Raw genomic sequence first — 12,787 nt, forward strand, 5'->3', positions numbered from 1 at the left:
AGCGAAGGTGCCCGTTCAGCTCTGACGGGGGTAAGACGATCTGGCGAAGCGGCATGTTTTCAGCCGCACAGCCAGAGTGGCTTACATCCCGAAGAATAGGCTACTTTCCATTCGACTGACAGCAAGTAACGGTTCCATATAATTTTCACATCTACTTAGGGGGTAAACGGACTATGGCGAAAAAAGTATTAGTTTTGGGCGAAACGCGTGAAGGCGCTTTGCGTAATGTCTCATTTGAAGCAATTGCGGCTGCCAAGAAAATTTCTGGCGGCGGAGAAGTAGTAGGCGTTCTGATTGGGGATTCGGTTGCTGATTTTGGTGCTGAATTGATTGCATACGGAGCAGACCGTGTCGTAACGGTAGAACACCCGCACTTGAAGTCATACACGTCTGACGGCTATGGCCAAGCATTTATGGCAGTCGTTGAACAGGAAAACCCGGAAGGCCTTGTCTTTGGCCACACAGCAGTCGGAAAAGACCTGGCACCGAAAATCGCTTCCAAGTTGCAAGCTGGATTGATTTCGGATGTAACGGACATTGAAGGCGAAGGCGATGAAGCTGTCTTTATCCGCCCGATCTTCTCTGGTAAAGCATTTGAAAAAGTGAAGCTGAAAGAAGGCATCGACTTTATCACAGTGCGTTCGAACAACATTGCACCACTTGAACGCCAGGAGCGTACAGGCGAAGTTAGTTCATTGTCTGTAGATATCACGAACCTTCGTACCATCATTAAAAACGTTGTCCGCAAATCTTCTGAAGGCGTCGATCTTTCGGAAGCGAAAGTCATCATCGCCGGTGGCCGTGGCGTGAAGAGTGCTGAAGGATTTGAGCCATTGCAGGAATTGGCGAATCTTCTAGGCGGCGCGGTTGGCGCGTCCCGTGGCGCTTGTGACGCAGACTATTGCGATTACTCGCTTCAAATCGGACAGACAGGGAAAGTGGTTACACCGGACCTGTATATTGCAGCCGGCATTTCCGGAGCGATTCAGCACATGGCGGGTATGTCCAACTCGAAAGTGATAGTGGCGATCAACAAAGATCCAGAAGCGAATATTTTCAAAGTAGCAGATTACGGCATTGTCGGAGACTTGTTTGAAGTCATCCCGATGCTGACAGAAGAATTCAAGAAAGTAATGTAATTTTGGATGGCGGCGGGTCTACAGGACTCGCCGCCATTTTCTGTTTAACGTCCCCAATTGACGGGTAATGGAAGAGTAGGCAAATAAATAGCTGTTGTTTTTAACGCATGCTATACTCTGTATATAGTTTGGTTTTAATCATAAGGAGGAATTATTCATGGCAATCGTACACGGTACAGATCAGAACTTTTCACAAGAAGTATCAGAAGGACTCGTTTTAGTAGATTTTTGGGCAACTTGGTGCGGACCATGTAAAATGATCGCTCCAGTGCTGGAAGAGTTAGACGCTGAAATGAGCGATAAAGTTAAAATCGTAAAAGTTGATGTGGATCAAAACCAGGAAACAGCTGGAAACTACGGCATCATGTCAATTCCGACTTTGCTATTGATGAAAGACGGAGAGACAGTAGATAAAGTAGTTGGTTTCAGACCAAAAGAAGCATTGGCTGAATTGGTTGAAAAACACGCATAATTCTTAACCGGGTCCAGTGATGGTGCCCGGTTTTTTAATAGGGTGAGATAAAAGATGGCTAACGAATTGATTCAGCATAAATTAGCAATATTGCCTGATCAACCAGGTTGTTATTTGATGAAGGACCGCCAGAATACCGTCATTTATGTCGGCAAGGCGAAAGTTCTTAAAAATCGCGTGCGCTCCTACTTTACGGGAAGCCACGATGCAAAAACCCAGCGTTTGGTCAATGAAATCGAGGATTTTGAATACATCGTGACATCTTCCGATAAGGAAGCGCTGATTCTTGAATTGAATTTGATCAAGAAATACGATCCGAAGTACAACATCATGCTGAAAGATGACAAAAGCTATCCGTATTTAAAGATTACCGGTGAGCGCCATCCGAAGCTGATCACGACCAGACATGTCAAAAAAGACAAAGGCAAGTATTTCGGTCCGTATCCGAATGCTTATGCCGCGGCAGAGACGAAAAAGTTGTTGGACCGCCTGTACCCATTGCGGAAATGCCATACCATGCCGGACCGGGTTTGTTTGTATTATCATTTGGGGCAATGTCTTGCGCCATGCGTCAAGCCTGTAGAAAAAGAAACCTATCAGGAAATGATCGACGGCATCAGCAAATTTCTGAATGGCGGTTTCCGTGAAGTCAAACAGGAATTAGTCGAGAAAATGTCTGAAGCGGCAGAAAATCTGGAATTTGAGCGGGCCAAGGAATACCGTGACCAAATTTCGATGATTGAAACCGTTATGGAAAAACAGAAAATGGCGATGAATGATTTCACCAATCGCGATGTATTTGCTTATGCGGTCGATAAAGGCTGGATGTGTGTACAGGTCTTTTTTGTGCGCCAAGGCAAATTGATTGAACGGGATGTATCGCTTTTTCCGCTTTATCGTGACCCGGAAGAAGAATTTTTGACTTATCTTGGCCAGTTTTACGAAAAGCCGAACCACGTTAAGCCCAATGAAATTCTCCTTCCAGAAGCCGACGATCCGGATATGCTGAAAGAATGGCTCGGAGTCCGGGTGCTCGTTCCGCAGCGCGGCAAGAAAAAAGATTTGGTGGCGTTGGCGAAGAAAAATGCTGAAATTGCCATTAAAGAGAAATTCCAGCTGCTGGAGCGTCAGGAAGAACGGACAGTCGGTGCCTGCGTGGATTTAGGTGAAGCAATGAACATTGAAACGCCTTTGCGCATCGAAGCGTTCGACAACTCGCATATTCAAGGGGCAGATGCAGTGTCTGCAATGATTACGTTCATTGACGGCAAGCCTTCTAAAAAAGATTACCGGAAATACAAAACGCGAAACGCTTCCAAGCCCGATGATTATGCAGCGATGCGTGAAGTGATCCGCCGGCGCTATTCACGGGTCTTGAAAGATGGTTTGCCTTTGCCGGATTTAATCGTCATTGACGGCGGCAAAGGGCAAATGGAATCAGCCCGTGAAATTCTGGAAGATGAACTCGGCTTGTCGATTCCGATTGCCGGTTTGGCAAAAGACGCCAAGCACCAAACGTCCCAATTGCTCTATGGTTCACCTCCTGAAGTGGTTCCGTTGAAACGGACCAGCGAAGCGTTTTATTTAATGCAGCGCATTCAGGATGAAGTCCACCGGTTCGTTATCACGTTCCACCGGCAGCTGCGCGGCAAGAATTCAATTCAGTCCGCTTTGGATGGCCTTGAAGGAGTTGGCCCGAAACGCAAACAGCAATTGCTGAAGCATTTCGGTTCGGTCAAAAAAATCAAAGAAGCTTCTATAGAAGATATTCAACAAGCGGGAATCCCGTTAGCTTTGGCGACATCCATCAATCAGCATTTTGCTGAAGATGCGTTGCCAAGCGATTCATAACGTGTTATCGTAAGAGCATAATTAAATCACTTGGAAAAGTGATGATAGAGGCGCGAACGTCAATAGTAAACATTCGGAGATTTGCAGAATCTGCGAAGAATGTTGAAAGGGGCGGTCGCCGAAGTGTGCGTATTTACTGCTGTTGCGCATGCTGGTTCTGCATTTAAGAAGTGCAGAGCTGTCAGAGTCAATCTCTGGAGGGCTATCTCACATGGACGTTTTTCGTACATGATAAAAGAGGTAGTTTGCCGCGGTTGCGGTGAGCTGCCTCTTTTTGTGTCTTTGCCTGGGAGTTGCTGCAGCTTCTTGGCACGGCATGTTGAGGGCCACATACTAAATGTGGGAGTGGATGGAATGGAAACGATCGTCATGAAATTTGGAGGCACATCCGTTGCAACACCTGAAAAAATCATTGGAGTTGCTGAAAGAGCCATCCGTGAAAAAGAAAAAGGCAAACGGGTCGTTATTGTGGTTTCAGCAATGGGCAAGACGACAGATACACTGCTCGGATTAGCAGGGAAGATCTCAGCTGAGCCGCCGAAACGGGAAATGGATATGCTGTTGGCTACAGGCGAGCAGATTACCATTTCGTTACTGGCTATGGCCTTTAAGAAACTTGGCCATGAAGCGCTTTCGTTTACAGGTTGGCAAGCCGGAATTGAAACAGAGTCTGTGCCGCGCAATGCACGGATTGAACAAATTCACACGGAACGGCTTGAACGCGTGCTTGAGAATGGTTATTTATGTGTAGTGGCTGGATTCCAAGGGGTAGATAAAATCGGCAACATCACCACCCTTGGGCGGGGAGGTTCCGATACGACCGCAGTCGCACTTGCGGCAGCGCTCGGAGCTGAAAAATGCGAAATCTACACCGATGTTGACGGTGTCTACACTTCTGATCCGCGTTTTGTAACAGGTGCACGGAAGCTCGAACAGATTTCATATGACGAAATGCTCGAACTTGCCAATCTGGGAGCAGGAGTGCTTCATCCTCGTGCAGTTGAGTTTGCCAAGAACAATCGTGTACCATTATCCGTCAGAGCAAGTTATTCAGACGAGCCTGGCACAATCATACAAGAGGTGATCACTGTGGAAAAAAATTTAATCGTCAGAGGTGTAGCGTTTGAACCTGGTGTGGCGCGTGTAACTGTCACTTACAAAAAACCATTTAACGGATCGCTGGCAAATATTTTTACGAAGTTGGCAGAAAATCAGATCGACGTTGATATTATTGTTCAAAGCATCAGTGATGAATTCCCTCCTTCGGTATCGTTTTCCATCAGCCAGGAATGCTTGGAAGAAACACGCCGCGTGTTGACTGAAGCTCAAAGTGAAATTGGCTTCCTTTCCGTGAATGTGGAAATCGGCCTATCGAAAGTCTCCATTGTGGGGTCAGGCATGGTATCAAATCCAGGGGTGGCTGCACGGATGTTTGATATTTTGAGAAGTCAAGACATCCCAGTGAAGATGGTCAGCACATCTGAGATCAAAATTTCAGTGGTAGTGCCGGAAACGGATATGAAGAAATCGGCAAATGCGTTGCACGAGGCCTATGGACTTTCAGAACTTCAGGTGCATCAAGACATATCTTGAATTAAAAACAGTGTACGTGAAAATATTCACAAAATGTTCAAATTCTCAATAGCAATGTTGCGATAATCCCGACAACAGTGGAATACAGCAGAAACAGCCGAAAAAGCGATTCTCAATTAGAGAATCGCTTTTTCGCATAAATCTAATAAAACGGTTACATTCACATAGGTTTTCCCCCTTATGCGGCGTGAAGTGCCCCTTTTTAATGTAATAACTATCTGTTTAAAAGGAATTCGTTGCCTTGACGCTCTCAGAGGGGGGGAGTACAATAAATATGTCATATTCTTGTATCATGATGGTGTTGCGGCTTCAGGTGCTTTCGTCAATTTTTCGTTTGCTCTGGACGCTGCCAATCAATGTTTTGAGGGGGGTAAAATTTTGGATAACAATCGTGAATTTTTAATGCGCAGGCTGCACTCATTGTTGGGGATCATTCCTATCGGTTTATTCTTAACGCAGCACTTAATCGTCAACCATTTTGCAACTCAGGGTGTGGAGTCATTCAATAAGGCATCCGAATTTATGGCTAATCTTCCATTCGTCATTTTCCTGGAGATTTTTGTCATCTATTTACCAATCTTGTATCATGCGTTTTATGGCCTATACATAGCGTTTACTTCGAAGAACAATCCTGGCCATTATAGCTATTTGCGCAACATTCTGTTCGTTGCACAGCGCTATACAGGTGTCTTCCTTGTAGTCTTCATCGCTTGGCACGTATTTGAAACAAGATTCCAAGTGGCAATCGGAGCAGCTGCTGCAGCTGATTTCAACATGATGGAAAACATTTTAAGCAATCCGTTCATGCTGGCATTCTACATCGTCGGTGTCTTGGCTGCAGTCTTCCATTTATCAAACGGAATTTGGTCTTTCCTTGTTACTTGGGGAATTACACAATCCGAAGCATCTCAACGAAATGCAACATATTTCACGCTTCTAGTATTTATTGTATTATCGATCATTGGTATCAGAGCATTGTTTGCATTCGTTTAAGAATGTTTCAATCATTGGTGAACTAAAAGAGGAGTGAATACTAACATGGCGAAGGGCAAAATTACGATCGTCGGTGGCGGCCTTGCTGGATTGATGGCAGCAATTAAAGTTGCAGAAGCAGGTTCATCCGTCGATTTATTTTCAATCGTTCCCGTTAAACGGTCCCACTCAGTATGTGCGCAAGGCGGGATCAACGGAGCGGTTAATACAAAAGGTGAAGGGGATTCCCCGGATATTCACTTTGATGATACTGTATACGGAGGCGACTTCCTTGCGAATCAGCGTCCCGTAAAAGCAATGGCGGATGCAGCACCTGGAATTATCCGGATGTTTGACCGCATGGGCGTTATGTTCAACCGTACGCCGGAAGGCCTTTTGGACTTCCGCCGCTTTGGTGGAACGATGTACCACAGAACTGCGTTTGCCGGTGCAACAACTGGTCAGCAATTGCTATATGCACTTGATGAGCAAGTTCGCCGCTACGAAGTGAACGGACTGATCACAAAATACGAAGGCTGGGAATTCCTGGGTCTTGTTCTTGACGAGCAAGGCGTCGGTAAAGGAATCACAGCTCAAAATATGACGACTATGGAAATCAAATCGTTCCGTGCAGATGCTATCATCATGGCAACTGGCGGACCGGGGATCATTTTCGGGAAATCAACGAACTCTGTCATCAATACAGGTTCAGCGGCTTCTATCGTCTATCAGCAAGGTGCATACTACGCAAACGGCGAATTTATCCAAATTCACCCGACAGCGATTCCAGGAGACGATAAACTGCGCTTAATGTCAGAATCAGCTCGTGGAGAAGGCGGACGTATTTGGACATACAAAGACGGCAAGCCTTGGTATTTCCTTGAAGAAAAATATCCAGCTTACGGAAACCTGGTTCCACGTGATATTGCAACACGTGAAATCTTTGACGTCTGCGTCAACCAAAAACTCGGCATTAATGGCGAGAACATGGTCTACCTGGATCTTTCACACAAAGATCCTAAAGAACTTGATATTAAACTAGGCGGCATCATTGAGATCTACGAGAAATTCACTGGTGATGACCCTCGCAAAGTACCAATGAAAATCTTCCCGGCTGTCCATTATTCAATGGGTGGACTATGGGTCGATGACCACCAAATGACAAGCATCCCTGGCGTTTTGGCGGCGGGTGAATGTGATTATTCTCAACACGGCGGTAACCGTCTGGGTGCGAACTCATTGCTTTCAGCGATTTACGGCGGTATGGTCGCAGGACCGAACGCTATTGAATATGTAAAAGGCCTTGATGTATTGGCAGAAGATCTTCCTTCGGCTATTTATGAAAAATACGAAGCAGAAGAGCAGCGCAAATGGGAAGAAATCCTTGCATTGAACGGCACAGAAAACGCTTATGTCCTCCACAAAGAGCTTGGCGAATGGATGACGGACAATGTAACAGTCGTACGCTACAACGATCGTTTGCAGAAGACGGATGAAAAACTCCAGGAACTGCTTGAACGTTTCAACCATATCAACATTACTGATACACAGCTTTGGAGCAACCAAGGCGCAATGTTTACACGCCAGTTGCGAAATATGCTACATTTAGCACGAGTGATCACAATCGGAGCGCTTAACCGTAACGAAAGCCGCGGAGCTCACTACAAACCGGAATTCCCGGAACGTAATGACGAAGAATTCCTTAAAACGACTATGGCTAAATTCAATGGCAATGATGCACCTATCTTCCATTATGAAGAAGTCGACACATCGTTGATTCCACCGCGTAAACGTGATTATTCAGCAAAAGCATAATCTAGAAGGGAGCTAATTTACCATGGGTGAAGCAGCAAAGACGGTTATATTTGAAATCGAACGCAGAAACTCTACGGATGAAGATTCGTATTGGGAAAAGTTCGAATTGCCATATAAGGCGAATATGAATGTCATTTCGGCATTGATGGAAATTCGCCGTAACCCTGTCAACATGGAAGGGAAGAAAACCACTCCTGTAAACTGGGACATGAACTGTCTGGAAGAGGTTTGTGGAGCATGTTCAATGGTCATCAATGGCAAAGCGCGTCAATCATGTACTGCTTTGGTCGATCAGTTGGAACAGCCAATCCGCCTTCAGCCGATGAAGACATTCCCTGTTGTCCGTGACCTTGTCATTGACCGCAGCCGTATGTTCGACTCGTTGAAGAAAGTTAAAGCATGGGTGCCAATCGATGGTACGCATGACCTTGGAGACGGACCACGTATGCCTGAGCGCAAGCGCCAATGGGCTTACGAATTGTCTAAATGTATGACTTGCGGTGTATGTCTTGAAGCATGCCCGAACGTCAACGATAAATCCGATTTCATCGGAGCTGCACCACTTTCACAAGTTCGCTTGATGAACGCGCATCCAACGGGGGCAATGAACCGCGATGCACGTTTGAATGCGATCATGGGTGAAGGCGGACTTGCAAGCTGCGGTAACTCTCAAAACTGTGTGGAATCTTGTCCAAAAGGAATTCCTTTGACAACTTCAATCGCAGCGTTGAACCGCGACACGACTGTTCAAATGTTCCGTAACTTCTTCGGAAGCGACAGAATGGTTGACTAGTATTTACTGAAAACCCCGCTGCGGCGGGGTTTTTATTTTGTCCTGTTTAGAAAATGCCTGCTCTTTTCTCAAGTTTTTGATATACTAGGAAAATGAAGAAGTTGAGCCAGTGGAGGTTTTTTCGATGAAAGCAAATTATATTGAGAATTTCAATGAGTGGAGCCGGGAATTTTCCTTTTCCGCTCCGGTGCAGGTGCGGTTTTCTGAAACCGATATGTTCGGTCATGTGAACAATACGGTACCGATCGCTTATTTTGAATTTGCACGGATTGAATTCATGAAAGAGATGGGTTTGATGCAGCGTTGGTTGGAAGCTGGAAATGAATTATTTCCTGTCGTCGCGGATATGCAAGTGGATTTTGTGCAGCAAGTCTTTTTTGATGAAAAATTGCGTGTCTACGTCAAAATCGGGCGTGTCGGAACTTCTTCGGCAGATGTCCATTATTGGACGGTCAACGAAAAAGAGGAAACATGTTTCACTGGGAGAGGGACGATCGTCCAGATTTCGAAAAAGACTGGAAAAGGCCATCCTTGGTCCGAGCAAGACATCGAATTGCTGCGTGCCGAACAGTTGGCGACCGTTAAAAAATAAGTGAGTTCTTGCTATATCAATTAAAAACCTTCACTATAAGAAGAAGATGGTTTTTCAAGGAGTGGTAATTATTAATGAATGATGACAAGCAAGGCATCAGCCATGATTCAGAACGTATCGCATTCATGGAAAAGGAACTGCGTTACATTTCAGGGATCATTAAGCAAAAAGGCCGGGAGATTCTGAATTCCTATACGATTACACCACCTCAATTCGTTGCATTGCAATGGCTGTTTGAGCATGGCGACATGACCATCGGCGATTTGTCGAACAAGATGTATTTAGCGTTCAGCACAACGACGGATCTGGTCGATCGCATGGAAAAGAACGAGCTCGTTGTCCGTATCCGTGAAGAACAGGATCGCCGTGTCGTGCGGATCAAGTTATTAAAAGAAGGCGAACGTGTTATTGAAGAAGTCATTCAGAAGCGCCAGGAATATTTGAAAACGGTATTAGCGGATTTCACAGTAGACGAAGCGGAACAATTTGCAGCTTTGCTTGAGAAACTGCATACAAACATGAAATAGGATAGAGGCGATGATGTTGAACGCGCCAATCGGAGTAATTGATTCAGGAGTCGGTGGACTTACCGTCGCAAAGGAAATAATGAAACTATTGCCGAATGAGCAAATTTACTATATCGGTGATAATGCCAGATGCCCTTATGGTCCCCGTCCGCTTTCGGAAGTGCGGACTTATACATGGCAAATGGCTAATGCATTGATGAAAAAGAATATAAAAATGCTGGTCATCGCTTGCAATACCGCTACGGCAGCAGCGCTGTCTTCTCTACAGAAAAACTTGCCGATCCCTGTAATCGGTGTGATTTTTCCAGGGGCCAGAGCTGCGATCAAATCTTCGACGACGAAAAACATTGCCGTTTTGGGCACTTTAGGGACAGTGCAGAGCGGTGCCTACGAAAAAGCGATCTTGTCGCTCGTTTCTGCTTCCCATGTCGTACAGCTGGCTTGTCCGCGTTTTGTTCCTTTGGTGGAAAGTGATGAGTATGAAGGGGAATTCGCTCACCGCATTGTCCAAGATACTTTAGAAGCAATTGCCCATGAAGAATTCGACACCGCCATTTTAGGCTGCACACATTATCCATTGCTTCAAGGCTTTATCGAAGAAGTTCTTGGCGATACGGTCCATGTGCTGTCTTCTGCTGAAGAGACGGCCAAGGATGTGGAACGTTACTTGAGCTATAAAAATCAATTCGCTGAATGGAAACAGCCGCCGGTGCATCGTTTTTATACATCAGGCTCTACGCAGATTTTCGGCTCCATCATCCAGAAATGGCTGGGAGTCGAGGAACCGATGATCCATTCGATTCGATTTCCCAAAACCTGATGGCTTCCGGCTGTCAGGTTTTTGTTGTTGCCAAGGAAATATGGTAAGCTATTTGAGCATATATGAGGAGGATTTTTATGACACGCATAGATAATAGACAAACAAACGAACTGCGTCCCGTATCAGTGGATGTCGACTATTTGATTCATCCGGAAGGCTCTGTCCTGATCACTGTAGGGCAGACGAAAGTCATTTGCACAGCAACGATTGAAGATAAAGTACCTGGATTTTTACGGGGGCAGGGGAAAGGGTGGATCACTGCAGAATATTCTATGTTGCCGCGCGCTACCAACAGCCGGAACCGCCGCGAGGCTTCAGCCGGCAAAATTGGTGGACGCACAATGGAGATCCAACGACTGATCGGCCGTGCATTGCGTGCTGTAGTCGACCTGGAGAAGCTCGGTGAGCGTACTTTGTGGATTGATTGCGATGTTATCCAGGCGGACGGCGGAACGCGTACAGCGTCCATTACAGGTGCATTCATCGCGATGACAATGGCCATCAGCAAATTAGAATTGCCGGCATTCCCGGTAACGGATTTTCTTGCGGCAACAAGTGTCGGTGTTTCGGCTGAAAACGGACCGATCCTTGATTTGAATTACGTTGAAGATTCAAGTGCGGAAGTTGATATGAACTTGGTGATGACCGGTGCAGGACATTTTGTGGAATTGCAGGGGACAGGCGAAGAATCTACTTTCACACGTGCCCAATTGAACGAATTGCTGGATCTTGGAGAAGCGGGGATCAGCCAATTGATCACCATGCAGCGTCAGGCATTGGGTGACATCGCTTTGCGTGTTGGTGAAAAGGTGCCGGCGGAACTATGAAAAAAATTGTAATCGCAACTCAAAACAAAGGCAAAGCCAAGGATTTCGAAACCATGCTGTCTCCACTCGGTTATGAAGTGCTGACTTTGCGGGACGTGGCACAAGACATGGACGTAGAAGAAACAGGGGTAACGTTTGAAGAGAACGCTATTTTGAAAGCTGAAGCTGTGGCGGATGCGCTTGGCATCCCGGTCATTTCAGATGACAGCGGATTGGAGATCGACGCATTGAACGGGGAACCGGGGGTCTACTCAGCGCGCTATGCCGGCCTCGCTAAGAGCGATGATGCCAATATCGATAAAGTGCTTGGGAAATTGGCTGGTGTACCGGACAATGAGCGTACAGCGCGTTTCCGTTGTGTGCTGGCTGTCTCAGCTCCCGGACAGAAGACTGAAACCTTTTCAGGTTCATGTGAAGGAATGATCCTTCATGAACGCCGAGGCAATAATGGTTTTGGCTACGATCCGATTTTCTTTGTGCCTGAACAAGACAAAGCGATGGCTGAACTTGAACCGCATGAAAAAGCAGCGATCTCTCACCGTGGCAATGCTTTGCGCCAGTTACAAGCGAACCTGCCAACGTGGATGAACGAACAAAATTAAACGTCTGTAAATTAATTTTAATGTTTTTTTAAAATAGCATTGACTTTTATTCAAATCATTTCTATAATTAAAATTGTCTTTCGTTAGAAAAGCGAAGCCGTCCGCAACTGCAGGCGCCACAGTCTGGACTACAAGAAAGCTTTGGTCTCAGTAGCTCAGCTGGATAGAGCAACGCCCTTCTAAGGCGTCGGTCGGGGGTTCGAATCCCTCCTGGGACATTATAGGAATGTACATAGTACACGAAAGAAACCTCCTCATCGTTCATTGAACGGCGGGGAGGTTTCTTTGTGCATGCAACAGGTGATTTTTTCATCTCTGAACTACCGGCTTCTATATGGCTTTTTGTATTCGCTTTTGGCGTGAATTTTAAGGAGAGTGAAACTAAATCCTGCTTAAGACGTAATACTAATAAGGAGGTTTTTTTATGCCAGTATGTGAAAGATGCGGAACTCAATGGACTTGGAAGCAGTCGATCAAGGCCTCATGGAAAATCCATGGCCCCATGCACTGTCCGAATTGCAAAGGCAGTCAATATGCAACACCAAAATCTCGGCAACGAATGACGCTGATCAATTGGCTGATTCTTTTGCCTTTGCCGTTTGCGGTCATTTTGGATTTTCCATTGGTTTACACAGTCGGCATGATGATTGGATTGTTTGCAATTGGCCTGTCCCTGATTCCGAAATTTCTGCAACTGACCAGCGAACAGAAAGCTTTGTGGTGATGGGCAATCATTATTCCAACAATAAGGTTTTTATTTTCGCTCTAACGGGAATATGATATG

Annotated in this window: 13 protein-coding genes, 1 tRNA gene and 1 riboswitch; all 14 genes read left to right on the forward strand. The window is 45.8% G+C overall.

The features are described 5' to 3' along the window. Positions 1-173 precede the first annotated feature (173 nt). The 14 genes from IRE19_RS06420 to IRE19_RS06485 all read left to right on the forward strand — a co-directional run bounded on the left by IRE19_RS06420 (position 174) and on the right by IRE19_RS06485 (position 12,727). Entirely contained in the window at positions 174-1,139 is a 966-nt protein-coding gene (locus IRE19_RS06420) for an electron transfer flavoprotein subunit alpha/FixB family protein (RefSeq protein WP_191716005.1), read from the forward strand. Positions 1,140-1,296: 157 nt separating this feature from the next. Next, the gene (gene trxA / locus IRE19_RS06425; RefSeq protein ID WP_008431421.1) at positions 1,297-1,611 is read left to right on the forward strand and encodes a thioredoxin; all 315 of its coding nucleotides are present in this window, start codon (positions 1,297-1,299) and stop codon (positions 1,609-1,611) included. Positions 1,612-1,665: 54 nt separating this feature from the next. Further along, positions 1,666-3,462, forward strand: a complete 1,797-nt coding sequence (uvrC, locus tag IRE19_RS06430) for an excinuclease ABC subunit UvrC (protein ID WP_203339745.1) — start codon at positions 1,666-1,668, stop codon at positions 3,460-3,462. Between the two features lie 37 nt (positions 3,463-3,499). Beyond that, a riboswitch (Lysine riboswitch) is annotated at positions 3,500-3,675 on the forward strand. A gap of 141 nt (positions 3,676-3,816) precedes the next feature. After that, entirely contained in the window at positions 3,817-5,055 is a 1,239-nt protein-coding gene (locus IRE19_RS06435; protein WP_203339746.1) for an aspartate kinase, read from the forward strand. A gap of 378 nt (positions 5,056-5,433) precedes the next feature. Further along, on the forward strand, positions 5,434-6,048 hold the full coding sequence (locus tag IRE19_RS06440; RefSeq protein ID WP_203339747.1) for a succinate dehydrogenase cytochrome b558 subunit: 615 nt from the start codon (positions 5,434-5,436) through the stop codon (positions 6,046-6,048). A gap of 45 nt (positions 6,049-6,093) precedes the next feature. Beyond that, on the forward strand, positions 6,094-7,842 hold the full coding sequence (gene sdhA / locus IRE19_RS06445) for a succinate dehydrogenase flavoprotein subunit (protein ID WP_203339748.1): 1,749 nt from the start codon (positions 6,094-6,096) through the stop codon (positions 7,840-7,842). A gap of 22 nt (positions 7,843-7,864) precedes the next feature. Next, positions 7,865-8,635 (forward strand): succinate dehydrogenase iron-sulfur subunit, encoded by a 771-nt coding sequence (gene sdhB, locus IRE19_RS06450; RefSeq protein WP_203339749.1) that lies wholly within the window; start codon positions 7,865-7,867, stop codon positions 8,633-8,635. A 124-nt stretch (positions 8,636-8,759) separates the two neighbouring features. Further along, entirely contained in the window at positions 8,760-9,227 is a 468-nt protein-coding gene (locus tag IRE19_RS06455; RefSeq protein WP_203339750.1) for an acyl-CoA thioesterase, read from the forward strand. Between the two features lie 74 nt (positions 9,228-9,301). Beyond that, positions 9,302-9,754, forward strand: a complete 453-nt coding sequence (locus tag IRE19_RS06460; protein ID WP_191715998.1) for a MarR family winged helix-turn-helix transcriptional regulator — start codon at positions 9,302-9,304, stop codon at positions 9,752-9,754. 16 nt (positions 9,755-9,770) lie between these two features. Then, entirely contained in the window at positions 9,771-10,574 is an 804-nt protein-coding gene (racE, locus tag IRE19_RS06465) for a glutamate racemase (RefSeq protein ID WP_203340034.1), read from the forward strand. A gap of 77 nt (positions 10,575-10,651) precedes the next feature. Beyond that, positions 10,652-11,401, forward strand: a complete 750-nt coding sequence (rph, locus tag IRE19_RS06470) for a ribonuclease PH (RefSeq protein ID WP_203339751.1) — start codon at positions 10,652-10,654, stop codon at positions 11,399-11,401. Then, entirely contained in the window at positions 11,398-12,003 is a 606-nt protein-coding gene (locus tag IRE19_RS06475) for an XTP/dITP diphosphatase (protein WP_203339752.1), read from the forward strand. The genes rph and IRE19_RS06475 overlap by 4 nt, the downstream gene beginning before the upstream one ends. 144 nt (positions 12,004-12,147) lie before the next feature. After that, positions 12,148-12,221 (forward strand) — tRNA-Arg (locus IRE19_RS06480). 206 nt (positions 12,222-12,427) lie between these two features. Further along, positions 12,428-12,727: a TIGR04104 family putative zinc finger protein gene (locus tag IRE19_RS06485; RefSeq protein ID WP_203339753.1), complete on the forward strand. Its 300-nt coding sequence runs from the start codon at positions 12,428-12,430 to the stop codon at positions 12,725-12,727. Positions 12,728-12,787 lie beyond the last annotated feature (60 nt).

The sequence above is a fragment of the Planococcus beijingensis genome, from assembly GCF_016820615.1.
GTDB classification, from domain to species: domain Bacteria; phylum Bacillota; class Bacilli; order Bacillales_A; family Planococcaceae; genus Planococcus; species Planococcus notacanthi.

Bases quoted from the DNA above. Each gene is read 5' to 3' on its own strand.
- trxA (WP_008431421.1), top strand. From the start codon at position 1,297: ATGGCAATCGTACACGGTACAGATCAGAACTTTTCACAAGAAGTATCA.
- IRE19_RS06475 (WP_203339752.1), top strand. From the start codon at position 11,398: ATGAAAAAAATTGTAATCGCAACTCAAAACAAAGGCAAAGCCAAGGAT.
- sdhA (WP_203339748.1), top strand. From the start codon at position 6,094: ATGGCGAAGGGCAAAATTACGATCGTCGGTGGCGGCCTTGCTGGATTG.
- IRE19_RS06485 (WP_203339753.1), top strand. From the start codon at position 12,428: ATGCCAGTATGTGAAAGATGCGGAACTCAATGGACTTGGAAGCAGTCG.
- rph (WP_203339751.1), top strand. From the start codon at position 10,652: ATGACACGCATAGATAATAGACAAACAAACGAACTGCGTCCCGTATCA.
- uvrC (WP_203339745.1), top strand. From the start codon at position 1,666: ATGGCTAACGAATTGATTCAGCATAAATTAGCAATATTGCCTGATCAA.
- IRE19_RS06435 (WP_203339746.1), top strand. From the start codon at position 3,817: ATGGAAACGATCGTCATGAAATTTGGAGGCACATCCGTTGCAACACCT.
- IRE19_RS06460 (WP_191715998.1), top strand. From the start codon at position 9,302: ATGAATGATGACAAGCAAGGCATCAGCCATGATTCAGAACGTATCGCA.
- sdhB (WP_203339749.1), top strand. From the start codon at position 7,865: ATGGGTGAAGCAGCAAAGACGGTTATATTTGAAATCGAACGCAGAAAC.
- IRE19_RS06455 (WP_203339750.1), top strand. From the start codon at position 8,760: ATGAAAGCAAATTATATTGAGAATTTCAATGAGTGGAGCCGGGAATTT.
- IRE19_RS06420 (WP_191716005.1), top strand. From the start codon at position 174: ATGGCGAAAAAAGTATTAGTTTTGGGCGAAACGCGTGAAGGCGCTTTG.